We start from the raw sequence: 18,043 nt of genomic DNA on the forward strand, positions 1-18,043 counted from the left end.
CCGACGGAACGCACCCTTACTGACTGCGGATGCCCCCACATCCCCCGGTTGACGCAGGAGTCACACGCATGACCAGGCACGCCAAGCACAAGCGCACGCCCGACCCCTCCCCCGCCCGGATCCGGCTCGCCACGGCCACGGCGGCCGCCGCCGCGCTGACCGGGGGCCTGCTGGCCACCTCGGCCGGGGTGGCGTCAGCCGACACAGTTCCGGCCGGTGTCGCCCAGGGTGACGCCGACTTCAACGGCGACGGCTACGCGGACGCCGTCGCCTCCGCGTCCGGCGCCTACGTGAACGGCAAGGCGAACGCCGGCCAACTCGCCGTCATCTACGGCGGAGCCACCGGCAACCACTACGCCACCGTCAGCCAGAACACGGCCGGAATCCCCGGCACCGCCGAGAGCGACGACTTCTTCGGCGCCGACTCCGCGTACGGCGACTTCGACGGCGACGGCTATGACGACGTCCTGGTCGCCGCGCCCGGCGAGGACGTCGGCACGGACAAGGACGGCGGCACGGCCGCCATCCTGTGGGGCTCGCCGAACGGGCTGACCAGCGGCACCACCGTCGCCGACCCGCGACCCACCAGCCACGACCAGTTCGGCGGCCCCGTCGAGGCGGGCGACTTCGACGGCGACGGCAAGGACGACCTCGCCATCGGCGCCTTCGGCTCCACCAAGGTCGACGTCTTCTCCGGCGGCTTCACCCGCAGCGCGAGCGCCGCGAGCCGCGCGACGCTGAGCACCGGCGTCCAGACCGGCGACGGCATCAACAACCTGCACTCCGGCGACGCCAACGGCGACGGCAAGGACGACCTGATCGTCAACGGCTACGACCCGTCGGACAACCTCAACGCCAACTACTGGATCCCCGGCAGCGCCACGGGCCTGGCCGCCTCCGGCTCCCAGAAGCTCCCCGCCGGCATCATCACCGACCTCGGCGACACCGACGAGGACGGCTACGACGACATCGTCATCGGCAACGCCTGGGACTCCGGCATCGCGGGCGCCACCACGGGCGGCTCGGTGTACGTCGTGCACGGCACGGCGAGCGGCCCGTCCGCCGGCGACACCGAGAAGTTCACGCAGAACACCGCGGGCGTCCCCGGCTCCAGCGAGAAGGGCGACCACTTCGGAGCCGAAATCGACCTCGGCGACGTCAATGGCGACGGCCACCTCGACCTGGTCGTCGGCGCCCCCGACGAGGACCTGACGGGCGGCGCCAACGCGGGCGCGGCCACGGTCATGTACGGCTCCGCCGACGGCTCGGGCATCACCGGCACGGGCGCCCTGTTCCTGGAACAGAACAACGCCTACGTCCCCAACACCAACGAGAAGAACGACGCGTTCGGCTCCGACGTGCACCTGGACGACCTCAACCACGACGGCCGCGACGAGATCCTCATCGGCGCCGCCGGCGAGAACGGCCACAACGGCGCCGTCTACCCGGTGAAGGTGAAGGCCGACGGCACGCTCGCGGCGTCCTCCGGCATCTACACCTCCACGCTCGGCATCTCCGCGTCGGGCACCCCGGTCCTCGGCGCCAACTTCACCGACTGACGCCCCACCCGCCCCGGCCCCCGGGAACACCCTGAAAGTTCCCTTAGGGGATGTCACAGCTCGGCAGCAAAGCCGGGCCCGATCCACCGGGCCCGGCACCTCACTCCCCGGGACCAGGTACGTTCGATGACGTGGCTGGATTCAGGATCGGACGCGGCCGGGACAACCGCGCCTCGCAATCGCGACCGTACGGACAGGGTGCCCCCCAGGGGCAGGCCCCGTACGGCTACCCTCCCGCGCCCCCGAACGGGCAACAGCAGCAGCACCGGTACGGCGGTCGGCAACCGCAGCAGCCGTACGGTCAGCAGCAGCAGTGGCCCCAGTCCGGAGGCCACGGCGAGCCGGAGTACTTCGGCGACCCGAACGGCCCGCAGGGGCACGGTCAGCAGGGCCAGGGCTACGACCCGTACGCGGCGAACAACCCGGGGCACACCCAGGCGTTCTCCGTGGGCGAGGACCCGTACAGCCAGGGCGACACGTACCGGGCGGGCTCGGCCCCGGCCGCGCCCGTCGGTCCGCGGCTGCACTGGAAGCAACTGCTGTCCGGGGTCGTCCTGCGCCCCGGCCAGACGTACCTCCAGATGCGGGACTACGCGATGTGGGGCCCCGCCCTCATCGTGACGCTCCTCTACGGGCTGCTCGCGATCTTCGGCTTCGACTCGGCCCGCGAGGACGTGATCAATGCCACGCTCTCGGCGGCGGTCCCGTACGTCCTCACGACCGGCGTGGCGATCACCCTCAGCTTCTTCGTGCTCGGCGTGGTCACGCACACGCTGGCCCGCCAGCTCGGCGGTGACGGAGCGTGGCAGCCCACGGTCGGCCTCGCGATGCTGATCACCGCGATCACGGACGCCCCGCGCCTGCTCTTCGCGATGTTCCTGGGCGGCGACGCCCCGTTCGTGCAGATCATCGGCTGGGCGACGTGGGCGCTCGCGGGCTTCCTGCTGACGCTCATGGTCGGCAGGTCGCACGACCTCCCGTGGCCGAAGGCGCTGGCCGCCTCCGCGATCCAGCTGATCGCGCTCCTGTCGATCATCAAGCTGGGCACGTTCTAGAGACCTGGGACACCTGAGCGGGGCCCGGCACACACTGTGCCGGGCCTCACTCGCGTTCACCGCCACCTCGCCGCCGCCAACGGGTGACGCCGGTGGCGGGTCGGAGCACCGGCCTCCGGGGCAGCTGCCACCATGCGCCCATGGCACCTGCGGCAGGCACGGCTGAGAGTTCGACGACGGCGCGACTGGTCCTGCTGACACTCGCGGCAGGTCAGTTCCTGATGGCTCTCGACAGCTCGGTCATGAACGTCTCGATCGCCACCGTGGCCGAGGACGTGGGCACGACCGTGACGGGGATCCAGGGCGCCATCACGGCGTACACCCTCGTGATGGCGATGTTCATGATCCCGGGCGGCAAGGTCGGTGCGCTGATCGGCCGCAAACGCGCCTTCATGATCGGCTGCGTCATCTACGGCTGCGGCTCCCTGACCACGGCACTCGCGCCCAACCTCCCCGTACTGCTGCTCGGCTGGGCGCTCCTCGAAGGCGTCGGAGCCGCGCTCATCATGCCCGCGATCGTGGCGCTCGTGGCGGGCAACTTCGTCACGGAACGCCGTCCCGCCGCGTATGGACTCGTCGCGGCCGCAGGGGCCGTGGCGATCGCGGTGGGGCCGCTCATCGGAGGCGTCGCGACGACGTACTTCTCCTGGCGCTGGGTGTTCGCCGGTGAGGTCGTGGTGGTGCTCGGCATCCTCGTACTCGCCCGCCGCATCGCCGACGCGCCGGTGGGCGAACGCTCCCGCATCGATCTCCTCGGCTGCGTGCTCTCCGCCCTCGGACTCGGGATCTTCGTCTACGGAGTGCTCCGCTCCGACGAATGGGGCTGGTTCCAGCCCAAACCCGGCGCGCCTTCCTGGCTCGGGATCTCGCTGGTCGTGTGGCTGGCGCTGGCCGGTCTGCTGCTGATCTGGCTCTTCCTCCGCTGGGAGGCCCGCCTGGTGAAGCAGCGCAAGGAGCCACTCATCGACCCGGCCCTGCTGCAGAACAAGCAGCTCACCGGTGGCCTGACGATGTTCTTCTTCCAGTACCTCGTGCAGATGGGCGTGTTCTTCGTCGTCCCGCTGTATCTGTCGGTCGCCCTGGGCCTGTCCGCGCTCAAGACCGGTGCCCGTATCCTGCCGCTCTCGCTGACGCTGCTGGCCGCCGCGATCCTGATCCCGCGCTTCCTCCCGGATGTCTCACCGCGCCGGGTGGTGCGGCTCGGGATCCTCGCGCTGCTCGCCGGCGCGGTGGCCCTGATGGCCGCACTCGACGCGGGAGCCGGTGCGGAGATCGTCACCCTCCCCCTCCTGCTGATCGGGCTCGGCATGGGCGCGCTGGCGTCCCAGCTCGGGTCGGTCACCGTGTCCGCGGTGCCGGAGGCACAGAGCGCGGAGGTCGGCGGGGTCCAGAACGCCGTCACCAACCTGGGTGCCTCGCTCGGTACAGCACTCGCCGGGTCGATCCTCATCGCCGCGCTCACGACCTCGTTCGTCACCGGCATCGAGCAGAATCCGGCGGTCCCGGCCGACGTCAAGAGCCAGACCTCCGTCGAGCTCCAGAGCGGCGCGCCCTTCCTCTCGGACGCTCAGCTCAAGACCGCGCTCGACGAAGCCGGCACGAGCACGGAGGTCTCGCAGGCGGCGCTCGACGCGAACAACGAAGCACGGCTCGACGGCCTCCGCGCCGCACTGGCCGTACTCGCCCTCGCCTCGCTGCTCGCCATGTTCTTCACCTCACGGATCCCGACGACCCAGCCCCGCTCGGCAACGCCTTAGCCCGCCGGAAACGCGCGTGGGGCCCGGCACTGTGTGTGCCGGGCCCCACGCTGTATGCCGTGCCGCCTGCTCAGGCGTCCAGAACCTGCCCGGCCCGGCTCACGACGGGCGGCTCGACGGACCAGGCGTAGGGACCCCTGATCACGCACGACCTCAAAGCGAAGCGGGCAGGACACCGACCAATGCCGCTCCGTAGCTGTTCGGCGGCCCGGGAGGCTTAGGCGGGTTAATCGAGTGAAATGGGCGTTTCTCGCGTCGCTTGCCGACCAATGGGTCGTTCCCGGGTCAGTACGTTCCCCACGTCGGCTCCTCCACTCGCTTCCGGAGCTGACCGCAGCGGACCCTCACGGACTGGAGAAACCGTAGATGAAAAGACACGGGTTGAGGCGGCGGATGTCTGCCCTCGGCACGGTGGTGGGGCTGGGCGTCGCGTTGCCGTTTGCCCTAGCCGCACCCGCCCACGCTCAATCGAATTTGAGCGTCGCCAAGAGCCACGAAGGGAACTTCGCACGGGGAGGGCAAGGCGTCTACACCATCACGCTGAAGGCCACAGGTGCGACCGGCCTTCTGGACGTCACGGACAATCTCCCCACGGGTGTCAGGGCCACGGCCCTCGGAGGCCTTCTCGCGCAATTTTGCGACATCACTAACGGCGGTACGACGGTCCACTGCGGGGACGGCCTTAACTTCATCGGCGCTCTCACTGCCCCACTCGACGTCACCGTCAGCATCGCCGCCGACGCACCGTGCTCCGTCAGCAACACCGTCACGGTCATCGAGACCGAGACCGAGGAGCAAGGCGGAGAAACTTTCACCCACTCGGCCAGCGACCCGACGACGATCACCGGCGGCGACTGCGACGGCGGTGGCGGTGGCGGTGGCGGCGGGGGCTCGATCCTGCCGATCAACCTCAACGGCGTCATCCCGATGTTCAACAACATCACCACGAACAGCAACATCAACAGCCCTGGTGCGAGCAACAACAGCCACCAGAACTTCGGGCTGAACGCGCCCTGAGCTGTGGCGCCACACCCCGGACTCGTCTTGAGCTGAGTCACTGTCACGCAGGCGCGAAGCCCCAGTCGCATAGACGCCGGCTGGGGCTTCGCTGACCGTTCTGCATAGAGCTACGGATCAGAAGGCGAGTCTCTCGAACAGCACAAGGCCCCTCGGTGATCACCTGAGGGGCCTTGGCGCATCCGTCATGTTTTAGACGTGCGAAGAATCGCAGGTCAGAGCGCTTCCCGGTTCTCCTTCGGCGCCTCTCCCGACTTATGTACTGGAGGCAAGACACTCCACGGGAAGTTGATCCATTCATCCGTGCGCTTCCACACGTACTCGCACTTCACCAGCGAGTGCGACTTCTCGTAGATCACGGCGGAGCGCACCTCGGCCACGGTGTCGAGGCAGAAGTCGTGGACCAGCTTCAGGGTCTTCCCGGTGTCGGCGACGTCATCGGTGATGAGCACCTTCTTGTCCGAGAAGTCGATCGCGTTGGGCACGGGCGCCAGCATGACGGGCATCTCGAGCGTCGTTCCCACGCCCGTGTAGAACTCGACGTTCACGAGGTGGATGTTCTTGCAGTCGAGCGCGTACGCGAGGCCGCCGGCCACGAAGACGCCACCGCGCGCGATGGACAGCACGATGTCCGGCTCGTACCCGTCGTCGGCGATCGTCTGCGCCAGCTCGCGCACGGCAACGCCGAACTTCTCGTACGTAAGGTTCTCGCGTACGTCACTCATGCTGCTGCTCACACCTGCGTTCGATGGAAATTGAGGAAGGAACGGGAGGCCGTCGGGCCGCGCTGGCCCTGGTAGCGGGACCCGTAGCGCTCGTTGCCGTAGGGGAACTCGGCGGGCGAGCTCAGCCGGAACATGCACAGCTGCCCGATCTTCATGCCCGGCCACAGCTTGATCGGCAGCGTCGCGAGGTTCGACAGCTCCAGCGTGACGTGCCCGGAGAACCCGGGGTCGATGAAGCCGGCGGTGGAGTGCGTGACGAGCCCGAGCCGGCCGAGGGAGCTCTTGCCCTCGAGGCGCGAGGCGAGATCGTCCGGCAGCGAGATGACCTCGTACGTGGAGGCGAGCACGAACTCACCGGGGTGGAGGATGAAGGGCTCGTCGCCCTCCGGCTCCACGAGCCGCGTCAGGTCGGCCTGCTCCACCGCGGGGTCGATGTGCGGGTAGCGGTGGTTCTCGAACACCCGGAAGTAGCGGTCGAGCCGCACGTCGATGCTCGAGGGCTGCACCATGGATTCGTCGTACGGATCGATGCGGACCCGCCCGGCGTCGATCTCGGCCCGGATGTCCTTGTCTGAGAGAAGCACGTAGCGAGGATACGCAGAGCGCGCGGGCCCGCCACAATCCGGCCATTGCACCGCGACTGTGGCGCACCCGCGCGCCTGCCTTCCGGCTATGTGCCGGCTACCGCTTCTCGAACTCCACAGGAACCGCGTTCCTCAGCCGCGCACACCGCGGACATCGGATCAGCCGGCCGGGTCCGAGCCGGTCGGCCTGCTGCATCGGGAACGAAGCGGTGCTGAACACGTGCCCCTCGGCACAACGGACGAATGTGCGCTCCATCGAGTCCCAGAGTCCCTTCCCCACGAGCCACTACGCCATTTCTGGCCGACAACGATGGGTCACATTACGGGATGAAAGGGACGCCACTCCAGGCGGCACTCCGCACACGGAAGGACCCTCGAAGCCGGCCCCACCGTACGCCCCAACTCCCTTCACCCGCAGTCACTTCCAGCACGCGCAACGCATCCGGGCCCCACGGCGAAAGCACCGGGGGCCCGAGGTGAGGTACAGTGTGCGACGTTACGACTCCGGCTCAACCGGCGTCTTACGCGGGTGTAGTTTAGTGGTAGAACATCAGCTTCCCAAGCTGAGAGTGCGAGTTCGATTCTCGTCACCCGCTCCACATGTGAGGCCCAGGTCAGCGACCTGGGCCTTGTTCGTTGTCTGGACCTGTTCAGCTGCCGCGCAGCACATCCGCACCATTGCGGCTGTCGGGCGGATCCTTGTGGCGCTTCGCACGTTGAGCCCGCACCCTCTCGTCGAGTTGACGTTGCCGGACGTGACGGTCGTGGTGCCGCCTCCGATGTCGGCGACACCTCCGACCCGCTGGGCATTGGTCTCGTTGATGCTGGTGCGCGAGATGTGCAGGCTGCCGTCCATGTGGAGGACGCGGAAGGGGTGCCCTCCCCCAACTGCGGAAGGGCACCCCCAAGGACGGTCAGCGGTGGTCGTAGCGGTGGTGGCCCCAGCGGCCGTCGCGGTGGTGACCCCAGCGGCCATCGCGGTGGTGGCCCCAGCGGCCGTCACGGTGGTGACCCCAGCGGCCATCGCGGTGGTGGCCCCAGCGGCCGTCGTGGTCGCCGCCGCGCCTGTAGTCGTCTCCGTGGCCGTCGCCACGGTCGTGCGCGGCATGAGATGCCACCGGAGGCGCGGCGGCGGCGCTGGCGCCGGTGGCGCCGCCCACCAGGATGGCGCCCGCGACGCCCAGCGCGGCGACAAAACGGGAAACCTGCATTCCATGCTCCTTTCACGGCAGGTGCCTCATGCGCCTGCCTGGGTCGGACATATGCATGGTGGCGTCCGCAATGCGCCGTTACGTCCGACTCGCCATCAAAGGAGCCTTATATAGCGAAAAAACGTTGAATCAGGAACCGACGCCTGGCGTGTCGGCGTCACGCGCGCGCGTACGCGTGGATCCCCGCCCATCAGGGTGAACTTGCGCCTCACGATCCCGCCACTGTTCGCCCTCATCTCCGCGGTACTTCGTGCCGAGATCAGCCCCTGAACGCCCTGTCAGAGAATGGGTCGGGTTCAGTTCTCGGCGATACGGCAGGCGTTGGCCACGAGGCTCCGAGGCAGCCCTGGCCCCGCGCACGCGTAAATGGTCTCCGAGCCGGCCGTCCACTCACACGTTGAAGACCGAACTCCACAGCGGTCCCTGTCAGTCGCGCCTCGTACAGCCACCGAGCCGCACAACCTTGAGGGCTTCTCGTGTGTCCAGTGGGGCGGCTGAGCTTCAGGTGCTGTCGCTCCAGTCGTTCCGCGGTCCCTGCAGTCCTCGTCCTTGCGTCAAGGAGTTCCGTTGCGCAGAGCAGCCACGGCCGCCGCCGTGCTCGCACCCCTCATCGCCTTCGCCCTCACCCCGACGACGGCTTCCGCCACCAGCCCTTACAAGGGGGCCAACACCGCAGCCGTCCAGGACGACTTCAACGGTGACGGCTATCGGGACCTGGCTGTCGGCGCGCCCTACGCCGCCAATGGCAGCGTGGAGGAAGCCGGTGCCGTCGTCGTCCTGTACGGGTCGGCCTCATCAGTGAGCACCACGCACCGGACGGTCATCACGCAGGCGACCTCCGGTGTCCCCGGCGACCCCGAGGAATGGGACGCCTTCGGCACGACGGTCGCCAGCGCCGATCTGGATCGGGACGGGTACGCGGATCTGATCGTCGGCACCCCGAGGGAGCAGGTCGGCGACAAGGAGTCCCGGGGCTCCGCGACCGTCGTATGGGGTGGGCCCAGCGGGCTGACGGGCGGTGCGACCATCTCTCCGCCGGCCGGGTACGGGGACGGCCGCACGTACTGCGGCTTCGGGAACTCCCTGGCCACAGGCGACATGAACGGGGACGGCGCCCCGGAGGTGACCATCGGCTCGCGCTGCGAGGGCGCCTCCTACAGCGGTCCCTTCACCCGCACCGGAAAGGCCGCCTCCCACTACCGGGAAGGCCGCCTCGGCGAGACCCGTGGCGTGGTGATGGGAGATGTGAACGGCGACGGCAGAGCGGAGCGTTTCTGGCTGGTCGGGCCCGCGGACGACGACCTTCGTGGACCTGTGTACGCCGACAACGGCCCTCCGACCGACGACTATCTCGCCAATTGGCCCACCGAACTTCCCCACGCCGACGGCCACGCCGGCCAGATCGGTGACATCAACGGTGACGGCTACGGCGACCTCGTCACGGGTGTCGCGGATGACGATTCCCTTATGAACGCGACCGGCGCGGCGCACCGCGGTGGCGAGATCCAGGTCCTCTACGGCAGCGCGCAGGGCATCACTGTCGACCAGCAGCCACAGGTCTTCCACCAGGGCACGGCCGGAGTCCCGGGAACAGCCGAGGACGGCGACCAGTTCGGACAGTCGCTCAGCGTCGGTGACGTCGACGGCGACGGGTACGCCGACGTCCTCGTCGGCTCTCCCGGTGAGGCGGTCGGCACGCTCAAATTGGCAGGCACGGCCGTTTTGCTGCGTGGCTCCGCCTCCGGCCTGACCACAACCAAGGCGGTCGGGTACACCCAGAGCACGGCTGATGTACCCGGTGCCGCAGAGGCCGGCGACTGGTTCGGCGCGACCGTCCACCTCGCCGACCTCAATAAGGACGGCAAGGCCGAGACGGTCGTCGGCGTACCCACGGAGAACAGCGACGGTTGCCTGTGGACCGCCCGCGGCTCGGCCTCCGGCCCGGTCCTGAGCGGTTCGCTCAACCTGTGCGGCAAGAGCGCGGGAATCACCGTCCGCAATACCAAGGGCTACTTCGGAGCCGCCCTGCCGAGCCCTCACGTCTCCAACTAGGCAGGGCGCGCACAACCACCCTGGCACCTGGGCCCCGCACCACAGCGATCACCCCAGCTTCCCAAGCGGAGAGGCGAGTTCGATTCTCGTCACCCGGATTCAGTGGCGGCAAGACCTCTGCCCCTGGTGGACCCCGGATTTGAAGCCGTCCTTGAAGCCGCGCCGGTAGTCCTGCTGGGCGTTCTTGTGGTGGACAGCGGAGGTTTGCTTGCCGTCCACATGCCCGTTTTTCCCGTTGTCCTGCCTGTTGCTGTTGTGCCCGTTCCCGTGCCTGCAGTTGTTCTGCCCTTGGCGGAGCCCGGATTTGAAGCCGTCCTTGAAGCCGCGCCGGTAGTCCCGGTCCGACTTGGGAACCTTGACGCTGGCACTTGTACTGACGTGGGTCTCGTTCGGTGTGGCCGCAGAAGCCTGCGTCCAGCCGACGGGCGCGAGACCAATGGATGCGGCGATGAAGACCGAGCTCAGAATGACCCTTTTTCTCTTCATTGCGAGCATAACTATCCCCTTGGACTAGTTACTCACATAAGTTCTATTTCACTGTAGCCGCCCCTATGGGCGCCGCAACTGCACCTGCCATGCACCCTCCGTGCCCGGTCCGGCCGCGCGTCATCGCCCGGCCCGGTCGAGTTCTTCGTCCAGGGCCAGGGCAGCGGTGATCAGGGCGAGGTGGGTGAACGCCTGGGGGAAGTTGCCCAGTTGTTCGCCGGTGGGGCCGATCTCCTCGGAGAAGAGGCCGACGTGGTTGGCGTAGGTGAGCATCTTGTCGAAGGCGTACCTGGCCTGGCCGAGGCGGCCGGCGCGGGCGAGGGCGTCGACGTAGAAGAAGCTGCACAGCGAGAAGGTGCCTTCGCTGCCGCGCAGGCCGTCGGGGGAAGCGGCAGGGTCGTAGCGGTAGACCAGGCTGTCGGAGACCAGCTCGGTGTCCATGGCGTCGAGTGTGGAGAGCCAGCGCGGATCCCGTGGTGTGACGAAGCCGACCCCCGGCATCAGCAGGAGCGAGGCGTCGAGGACGTCGCTGCCGTAGTGCTGGACGAACGCCCGCCGCTTCTCGCTCCAGCCGCGGTCCATGATCTGCCGGAGGATGGTGTCGCGGGCGGCGGTCCACGCGGTCAGGTCGGCGGGCCGGGCCAGCTCCTGGGCGACCCGGATGCCCCGGTCGAAGGCCGTCCAGCACATCAGTCGGCTGTAGGTGAAGTCCTTTCGGCCGCCGCGCGTCTCCCAGATGCCCTCGTCCGGGCGGTCCCAGTTCCGCGCCAGCCAGTCGAGTACGTCGGAGACTCCGAGCCAGCCGTCGTACCCCATGACGTGGGCGAGGTCATCGGTGTGGGTGAGGGCATGGACCGCTTCGCCGTAGATATCCAGCTGGAGTTGGCAGGCGGCGCCGTTGCCGATGCGGACGGGGGCTGAGCCGCGATAGCCCTCCAGGTGGTCCAGGGTCTCCTCGGCCAGGTGCGGGTCGCCGTCGATGCGGTACATGATCTGGAGCGGCTCACCGGTGACCGTGCGGTCCGGGCCCTCGAGCAGCCGGCCGGCGAGCCAGCGCCGGAAGGCGTGCGCCTCCTCGGTGAAGCCCAGTCCGAAGAGGGCGTGCAGGGAGAGGGAGGCGTCGCGGACCCAGGTGTAGCGGTAGTCCCAGTTCCGTTCACCGCCGAGCTGCTCGGGCAGGCCCGCCGTCGCGGCGGCGACCGGAGCACCGGTGGGGGCGTAGGTGAGCAGCTTGAGCGTGATCGCCGACCTGTGGACCGTCTGCTGCCAGCGGCCCCGGTAGCGGCTGCGGCTGATCCACCGGTACCAGAACGCGCAGGTCGCGTCGAACTCCTCTTTCAGGCTCTCGTGGGTCGGGGGCGGGGGCGCCTCGCCGCCCGTCGCGGACACCGTCAGCACGGCGGACGCCATTTGCTCCTGCTCCAGCTCGACGATGGCCCGGACGGCCTCACCGTCCCGCTCCAGCTCCACCGGTCCCAGGGTCTGGAGGTGGGCGTCGGTGCCGGGGCCCGCGAAGTGCGCAGTGCCCTCGTCCACGGTGAGTCGGTGGACCGCACGGGCGTAGTCGAAGCGGGGGCTGCAGGTCAGCGCGAAGCGGATCCGGCCACGCGTCACCCGCATCACCCTGATGAGCCGGTGACGGTCGGTGGCGGTCTCCGGGCGGTCCAGCGGCATGAAGTCGACGACTTCGCCGACTCCGTGCGGGGTGAGGAAACGGGTGATGAGGACGGCGGTGTCGGCCAGGTAGAGCTGGCGCGTGGTCACGTCCGGACCCTCCACGGTGATCGCGAAGTGACCGCCGCGGTCGTGGTCGAGGAGGGAAGCGAAGAGGCTGGGCGAGTCGAATCGGGGCGCGCAGAACCAGTCGACCACGCCGTCGGAGGAGACGAGGGCCGCGGTCTGGAGGTCTCCGACCATTCCGTGGTCCGCGATGGGCGGGTAGCGCCGCATGGTGATCCCTTCCGGTCCGGTCACTGACCGGCGGATGCTCAGCCGACCTGCTTCGACCTTCCGCGCCGTGCGCGGGACCGGCCACGCCGGTTGAGCTGTTCGGGTGCCCTGGGCTCAGGCAACGGGGGGCCGCGCACGCCTCCCTTTCCCGCTGCCGAATACAAGCTGGATGCAAGAGGGCACAGGGTCGAGGAACGAAGACGGGGGGTCGTTGTGGTGGAACGGACTCCGGCCGCGCAGTCGCTGCGCCGCTCGTACGTCACCGCTGACGGGTGCCGGTTCGACGTCATCGAGATGTCGGTCGAGCACCATGCGGACCGCAGCGCGACGTTGACGTACTGGCTGACTGTGGGCTGCCCAGGGCACCCGGATGAGCACTGGGTGGTCGCTCTGCCCTGGGGGGACAAGTCCTGGGCGGATGTGCTTACTTCGCCCGCGCCCCCGCCCGACCGGGTTCGGCAGCTCGTACACCTCGTCCGTGCCCATCTGGAGGAGTGGTGGGACACGAAGGGACACAACCGGCGGTCGGCGAGGATGGGGCGGCGGATTGCCTGATCTCGCGCCCGACGCCGGCGTATGTGCGTGACGGGTCCGGGGCGCTGATGTGGTCCGGGACGCTGGTGCGGTCCGGGACTCTTCCGTCACAGGAATCACAGGCGTCACACATCTTCGCAAGAGCATCACATCGTGCCCGCATTGCCTTCGGAAAGCGTCGATAGCGTTGCTGGCCGCTCGATCTCGCGTACGAACGTGACCAAATGCCCGGCGTCCCGGCGGCGCAGTCAGCCACAGAAAGATCGAAGATGGACTACTGCTCCTCATGCCGTCGGACCCTCAACGGAGCGCTGGTGTGCCCGGGTTGCGGCGCGTACGCCCCCGACATAGCCCCGCCCGCGACGACGTCGTTCTCGTCGCATGCGTCGGTCTCGTCGCAGTCGGCTCCCCCGGCCTCCTCGTCGTTCTTCGGGGTATCGCCCGCCGACGACCTTGGCCACAGGGGCGGCTCTGCCGGTGCCGCCGACTCGTTCGACGACTTCGACGCCTTCTCCGCCGCCAAGGCCTTCGACCTGGACGACACGGGCGGCGAGGCCGCCGCCGCTGCCGTCGATGTCTCCGCGCCCGTGGCCGCTTCGCAGGGTGGCCGCGCCGCCCGGCGGCGGAAGCTGGCGCAGTGGAAGAAGAACAAGCGCCGGGCCGTCGCCGCGACCGCCGTCGCCATCGTCGGTGGCGGGCTCACCATCGCCGCGCTGCCGAACGACGCCTCTCCCGACCGCACCCACGCCTCCGCGGCCCCGGACCCGGTGACGACCTCGCCGGCCCTGGCCAACACGGACTCCTCGACGGACACGCCGGACGACCGCGCCTCGCGGAGCGGCGGCGACCGCGCGCACAAGGCCACCGGCCCGCGCCACGCCCGCCCGGCCAACGCGCCTACGCCGGCCGCGACCGCCGCGCCGACCGGAGCCCCGCGCCACGCAGCCCCGGCCCGGAGCACCGCGCCGCACACCACCTCCGCGCCGGCCGCCGCCGCGCACACCGCCGCCCCTGCCCCGCAGACCTCCTCGCCCGCACCGGCCCACCAGTCCGGCAGCGGTACGAGTACGGGTTCCGGCTCGGGTACGGGTTCCGGCTCGGGAACGGGTTCGGGGTCGTCCGGCGGGGACCAGGCGACGACGCCCGCGCCCGCCCCCTCCACGGCGTCACCCGAGCCCATCTGCGTGCTCGGCCTTCTCTGCATCAGCTGAGCATCGCCGCAACGACCGAGGCCCGGCCCGGGGTTCTGACCCCCGGGCCGGGCCTTCGCACGAACCGACGTGAACGACTCCTCAGGCGCCGCCCTCGGACTCCCACAGGGTCTCCAGCGCCCTGGTGGGCCCGCCCAGCGAGCGCACATGCTCCAGCGCGGCACCCACGAACGCCCGCAGCCGGCCCGTCTCGTGGTCGGTGGGCCAGATGAACGCGTACTCGATGCGGGGGGCATCACTGAACGGCCGGAACACCAGGCCGGGGCGTGCGTAGTACCGCACGCCCGCCGCAGCGACCGGCGTCACCCCCTTGCCCGCGAGGACCAGCGACAGCGCGTCCTCCCAGTGCGTGATCGCCTGGCCGTGCGGAATGGGCCGCCCCGACGGCGTCTGCCGCGGGAAGTGATGGTCCAGCCAGTGGGCCGGCACCGGCCTCGTCACCGTCAGCAGCGTCGACTCCGCCAGATCCTCCACGCTCAGGGTCTCGCGCCGCGCGAACGGATGCGTGGACGGCATGAGCAGCACCCGCGGCTGCGACAGCAGCACCGGACCTGCCGTCAAGTCGGCCTCTGCCAGCGGGAGTTCGGTGACCTGGAGGTCGATGTCCCCGGCGCGCAGCGGCCCGTACGGGTCGGATATCTGCACCTGGCGTATCTGTACGTCCACGCCCGGATGACGGCGCGCGAACACCGCTGCGACGCTGTGCAGCAGATGGCCGGTGAACGCCCCCGAGAAGCCGATCCGCAGCGTGCCGGTGATCCCCCGGCCGGCCGCTGTGGCCTTGGCGATCTCCTCCTCGATACGGCGCTGGGCCGGGCCGATGCCGTCCCTCAGCTGCTCCCCGATGGCCGTCATCGTCACGCGCCGGCTGCTGCGCTCGAACAGCTTCGCGCCGATGCGGCGCTCGACCCGGGCGATGGTCTGGCTGACACGGCTCTGCGAGACACCCACACGTTCGGCGGTCCGGCCGAAGTGCAGTTCCTCCGCCAGCGTCAGAAAGATCTCGATCTCCTGGCGTTCCATGGCCTCCCCGTCCCCGGCCTCGTGCCCCTCGCCAACCCGCTCACCTCGAACCATGAGCCCGGCGAATCGATCGTTGCACAGATCGTTCTTGTTGCGCAGGTGCCCCGATTCGATGCTGGTCAGGCCCGATCGCTTACGAAAGGACCCCCCTGATGGCTGTCGCCGAGTCCTCTCCGCCGACCGAGACCGACGTCCTCGCCCCGCCACCGCCGGTCGCCGATGTCGGCCCCGCCGACAGCTCGTTCAGCACGCGGGAGCTGCTGGTTCTGATCACGCTGTGCTGCGCGACATTCATGTGCGGCCTGGACTTCTCCATCGTCACCGTGGCGCTGCCCGACATCGGCGGCAGCCTCGGCTTCTCCTCGCCCGGCACGCTCCAGTGGGTCGCCACCGCGAGCCTGCTGCCCTCCGCGAGCCTGCTGCCGCTGTTCGCCCGCGTCGCCGACCTGGTGGGCCGCAAGAAGCTCTTCACGTTCGGCGTCGCCCTGTTCACCCTGTTCTCGCTGGGCGCGGCCCTCGCCAACAGCCCCGGCGTCCTGATCGCCACCCGCGCCGGCCAGGGCACCGCCGCCGCGATGATCGCCCCCGCCGCCATCGCCCTGATGACGGGCTACTTCCCCGAGGGCCCGCAGCGCGCCCGCGCCCTGGGCCTCAACGGCGCCGTCATGTCGCTCGGCTTCGTGCTCGGCGCGCTCGGCGGCGGCGTCATCACCAGCGGCTTCAGCTGGCGCTGGACGATGGTCGTGCTGTACGTCATGGGCGCCGTCGCCCTGGCCGGCGCACTCGCGCTGCCCGTGATGCGGGAGTCCGCCGCCGCCAAGCGCATGGACATCCCCGGCGCGGTCCTCGCCACGCTCGGCCTGTTCGGTCTCGTCTTCGGCATCTCCAACGGCGGCGACAAGGGCTGGGTCCGTGCCGACTCACTCGGCTCCGTCGTCGGCGGCCTCGTCCTGCTCGGCGCGTTCCTCGTGGTCGAGCGGCGCCACCCCGAGCCGCTGATCCCGCTCGGCGTCCTGGGCCGCCCCACCATCAAGTGGTCCGGCCTGTTCGGTGTCGTCACGTTCGGCATGTGCGCCGGCACGACCGTGCTGCTCAGTCTCTACATGCAGGACGTCCTCGGCTTCACCCCGCTCCAGGCCGGTCTGAGCTACCTCGGTGAGGGCGCGGCCGCGATGCTCGGCGGCATGTACGTCTCGAAGCTGCTCGGCCGGTTCGGCGGCGAGCGGGTCCTCGCGGCCGGTCTGCTGATCCAGGGCGCCGGCACCGTCGCCATGTTCACCCTGCCGCAGAGCGGCAGCATCGCGCCGCTCATCATCACGTCCTCGGTCATGGGCCTCGGCCACGTCTTCAGCGTCGTCTCCTTCATCACCGTCATGACCACGGGCGTCAGCGAGGAGGACCAGGGCGTTGTCGGTGGCCTGTCGCAGCTCCCGCAGTACGTCGCCGCGATCGGCGTGGCCGGGCTCAGCGCGATTGCTGCTGCCCGCACGCATGCCCTCTCGGGCGGGGCCGGTTCCGATGCGGGCGCCACGCTCGGGGGGTTGCACGCCGGAATGGTCACCGCGGGTGTCATCGCCCTGGTGGGCGGGGGCCTCGCGGCGGCTGTGCTGCGCAGGCGCGCCTAGCCGTTCTGCGGGGGCGGGAATGTGGTCGCGGGGCGCGTGTGTGCCGTTTGCGCAGTTCCCCACGCCCCTTGTCCGGGGGTTCCCGTGCCTGATTCTCTGCGGGCGCGCTGCGGCTTCCCGCGCCCACGCGGCGGAGCCGCATATCGATACAGCCCCGCGCCCCTTGTCCCGGGGGTTCCCGTGCCTGGTTCCCTGCGGGCGCGCTGCGAATTCCCGCGCCCACGCGGCGGAGCCGCATATCGATACAGCCCCGCGCCCCTTGTCCCGGGGGTTCCCGTGCCTGGTTCCCTGCGGGCGCGCTGCGAATTCCCGCGCCCACGCGGCGGAGCCGCATATCGATACAGCCCCGCGTCCCTTTCAGGGGCGCCGTCTCACCTAGGAGACCTACCGTGAACGACCGGCGACTGCGGCGGCCTTCGGCCGTGTGTTCTCTGCAGGTGGGTGAGCTGAAGGTCAGTTACGTGCCTGATGGCGCCATGCTGTTCAAGCCGCCTGAGCCGCCTCGGGTGGGCGGCGGTGGCGCCTATCTCAATGACACCGCCCATCTCGTCGCCAACACCGGTGGGCTGCTTGTCCAGTTCGACGGGCGGGCGCTGCTCATCGACGCGGGGTTCGGTCCGCACTCCGTGCCGGAGGACCCCGAGCACCCTTACATCGGCGCGGTGCACGGCGGTTCGCTGCTCGACAATCTGGCGCGGCTCGGGGCGCGGCCCGACGAGATAGAGGTCGTGGCCTTCACCCATCTGCACCGGGACCACATCGGCTGGGCGTGCACGGATCCGCCGGTCTTCACCGCTGCCGCGTTCGCGGTGGCGAAGAGCGAGTGGGAGAACCGGCATCAGGTGGCGGGGCCGACCTCCGGGGCGCTGGCCACGCTGGAGCGGCGGCTGCGGCTTGTCGTCCCTGGTGAGGAGATCTTCCCGGGCGTGCGGGCGCTGGCGCTGCCCGGCCACACCGTGGGCCACACCGGCTTCGCCATCACCTCGCGGGGCCGCCGCCTGCTCGCGTTCGGGGACGCGCTGCACTCGCCGCTCCAGGTGCGCCACCCCGAGTGGTTCACGGTGTCGGAGGACGACCCGGCCCGGTCGGAGCGCCACCGGCGCCGGCTGATCAGCGAACTGCAGCAGCCGGGCACCCTCGGCTTCGGCATCCACTTCGCGGACGTCGTCTTCGGCCAGGTCGTCCCGGACGGGGCGGGGGCGGGCGCCGACTGGCTTCCCGTGTGACGCCACGCCCGGCCCCGCAGAGGACAGG

At 69.7% G+C, this 18,043-nt stretch carries 15 protein-coding genes and 1 tRNA gene; 10 read left to right on the top strand and 6 right to left on the bottom strand.

Going from position 1 to position 18,043, the window contains the following annotated elements:
* Positions 1–68: 68 nt before the first annotated feature.
* From OG574_RS23715 to OG574_RS23730, 4 genes are all read left to right on the top strand, one after another.
* A complete protein-coding gene (locus tag OG574_RS23715) occupies positions 69–1,559 on the top strand; it encodes an FG-GAP repeat protein (RefSeq protein ID WP_326774848.1) in 1,491 nt (496 codons plus the stop codon).
* Between the two features lie 50 nt (positions 1,560–1,609).
* Positions 1,610–2,614 carry a Yip1 family protein gene (locus OG574_RS23720; protein ID WP_326774849.1) on the top strand — a complete coding sequence of 335 codons (1,005 nt, stop codon included), beginning with the start codon at positions 1,610–1,612 and terminating at the stop codon, positions 2,612–2,614.
* 140 nt (positions 2,615–2,754) lie between these two features.
* On the top strand, positions 2,755–4,371 hold the full coding sequence (locus OG574_RS23725) for an MFS transporter (protein ID WP_326774850.1): 1,617 nt from the start codon (positions 2,755–2,757) through the stop codon (positions 4,369–4,371).
* 393 nt (positions 4,372–4,764) lie between these two features.
* Positions 4,765–5,388, top strand: coding sequence for a hypothetical protein (locus OG574_RS23730; RefSeq protein ID WP_266562042.1), 624 nt, complete (start codon positions 4,765–4,767; stop codon positions 5,386–5,388).
* Between the two features lie 215 nt (positions 5,389–5,603).
* Here the strand turns inward: OG574_RS23730 and OG574_RS23735 are convergent, their stop codons facing one another.
* Both OG574_RS23735 and dcd read right to left on the bottom strand, forming a co-directional pair.
* Positions 5,604–6,113 carry a phosphoribosyltransferase gene (locus OG574_RS23735; RefSeq protein ID WP_326774851.1) on the bottom strand — a complete coding sequence of 170 codons (510 nt, stop codon included), beginning with the start codon at positions 6,111–6,113 and terminating at the stop codon, positions 5,604–5,606.
* An 8-nt stretch (positions 6,114–6,121) separates the two neighbouring features.
* Positions 6,122–6,697: a dCTP deaminase gene (dcd, locus tag OG574_RS23740; protein WP_100596440.1), complete on the bottom strand. Its 576-nt coding sequence runs from the start codon at positions 6,695–6,697 to the stop codon at positions 6,122–6,124.
* A gap of 525 nt (positions 6,698–7,222) precedes the next feature.
* On the opposite strand from dcd, the gene OG574_RS23745 reads away from it, so the two are divergent.
* A tRNA-Gly gene (locus OG574_RS23745) sits at positions 7,223–7,296 on the top strand.
* A 315-nt stretch (positions 7,297–7,611) separates the two neighbouring features.
* Here OG574_RS23745 and OG574_RS23750 read toward each other — a convergent pair.
* A complete protein-coding gene (locus tag OG574_RS23750; RefSeq protein WP_326774852.1) occupies positions 7,612–7,908 on the bottom strand; it encodes a hypothetical protein in 297 nt (98 codons plus the stop codon).
* A gap of 567 nt (positions 7,909–8,475) precedes the next feature.
* Here OG574_RS23750 and OG574_RS23755 point away from each other — a divergent pair.
* A complete protein-coding gene (locus OG574_RS23755; RefSeq protein ID WP_326774853.1) occupies positions 8,476–9,960 on the top strand; it encodes a hypothetical protein in 1,485 nt (494 codons plus the stop codon).
* A gap of 99 nt (positions 9,961–10,059) precedes the next feature.
* Here OG574_RS23755 and OG574_RS23760 read toward each other — a convergent pair whose 3' ends face one another.
* Entirely contained in the window at positions 10,060–10,455 is a 396-nt protein-coding gene (locus OG574_RS23760) for a hypothetical protein (RefSeq protein ID WP_326774854.1), read from the bottom strand.
* A gap of 111 nt (positions 10,456–10,566) precedes the next feature.
* Positions 10,567–12,396, bottom strand: coding sequence for a glycoside hydrolase family 15 protein (locus OG574_RS23765; RefSeq protein WP_326778596.1), 1,830 nt, complete (start codon positions 12,394–12,396; stop codon positions 10,567–10,569).
* A gap of 216 nt (positions 12,397–12,612) precedes the next feature.
* Between OG574_RS23765 and OG574_RS23770 the strand changes: the two genes are divergently transcribed.
* Positions 12,613–12,951, top strand: coding sequence for a hypothetical protein (locus tag OG574_RS23770; RefSeq protein ID WP_326774855.1), 339 nt, complete (start codon positions 12,613–12,615; stop codon positions 12,949–12,951).
* 248 nt (positions 12,952–13,199) lie between these two features.
* Complete coding sequence (locus OG574_RS23775) at positions 13,200–14,141, top strand: SCO2400 family protein (RefSeq protein WP_326774856.1); 942 nt, start codon at positions 13,200–13,202, stop codon at positions 14,139–14,141.
* Positions 14,142–14,222: 81 nt separating this feature from the next.
* Here the strand turns inward: OG574_RS23775 and OG574_RS23780 are convergent, their stop codons facing one another.
* Positions 14,223–15,164 (bottom strand): LysR family transcriptional regulator, encoded by a 942-nt coding sequence (locus OG574_RS23780; RefSeq protein ID WP_326774857.1) that lies wholly within the window; start codon positions 15,162–15,164, stop codon positions 14,223–14,225.
* A gap of 152 nt (positions 15,165–15,316) precedes the next feature.
* Between OG574_RS23780 and OG574_RS23785 the strand changes: the two genes are divergently transcribed.
* Together OG574_RS23785 and OG574_RS23790 are read left to right on the top strand one after the other, a co-directional pair.
* Entirely contained in the window at positions 15,317–16,789 is a 1,473-nt protein-coding gene (locus OG574_RS23785) for an MFS transporter (RefSeq protein WP_326774858.1), read from the top strand.
* A gap of 389 nt (positions 16,790–17,178) precedes the next feature.
* Entirely contained in the window at positions 17,179–18,015 is an 837-nt protein-coding gene (locus tag OG574_RS23790) for an MBL fold metallo-hydrolase (protein WP_326774859.1), read from the top strand.
* Positions 18,016–18,043 lie beyond the last annotated feature (28 nt).

The sequence above is a fragment of the Streptomyces sp. NBC_01445 genome (assembly GCF_035918235.1).
Taxonomy (GTDB): Bacteria; Actinomycetota; Actinomycetes; order Streptomycetales; family Streptomycetaceae; genus Streptomyces.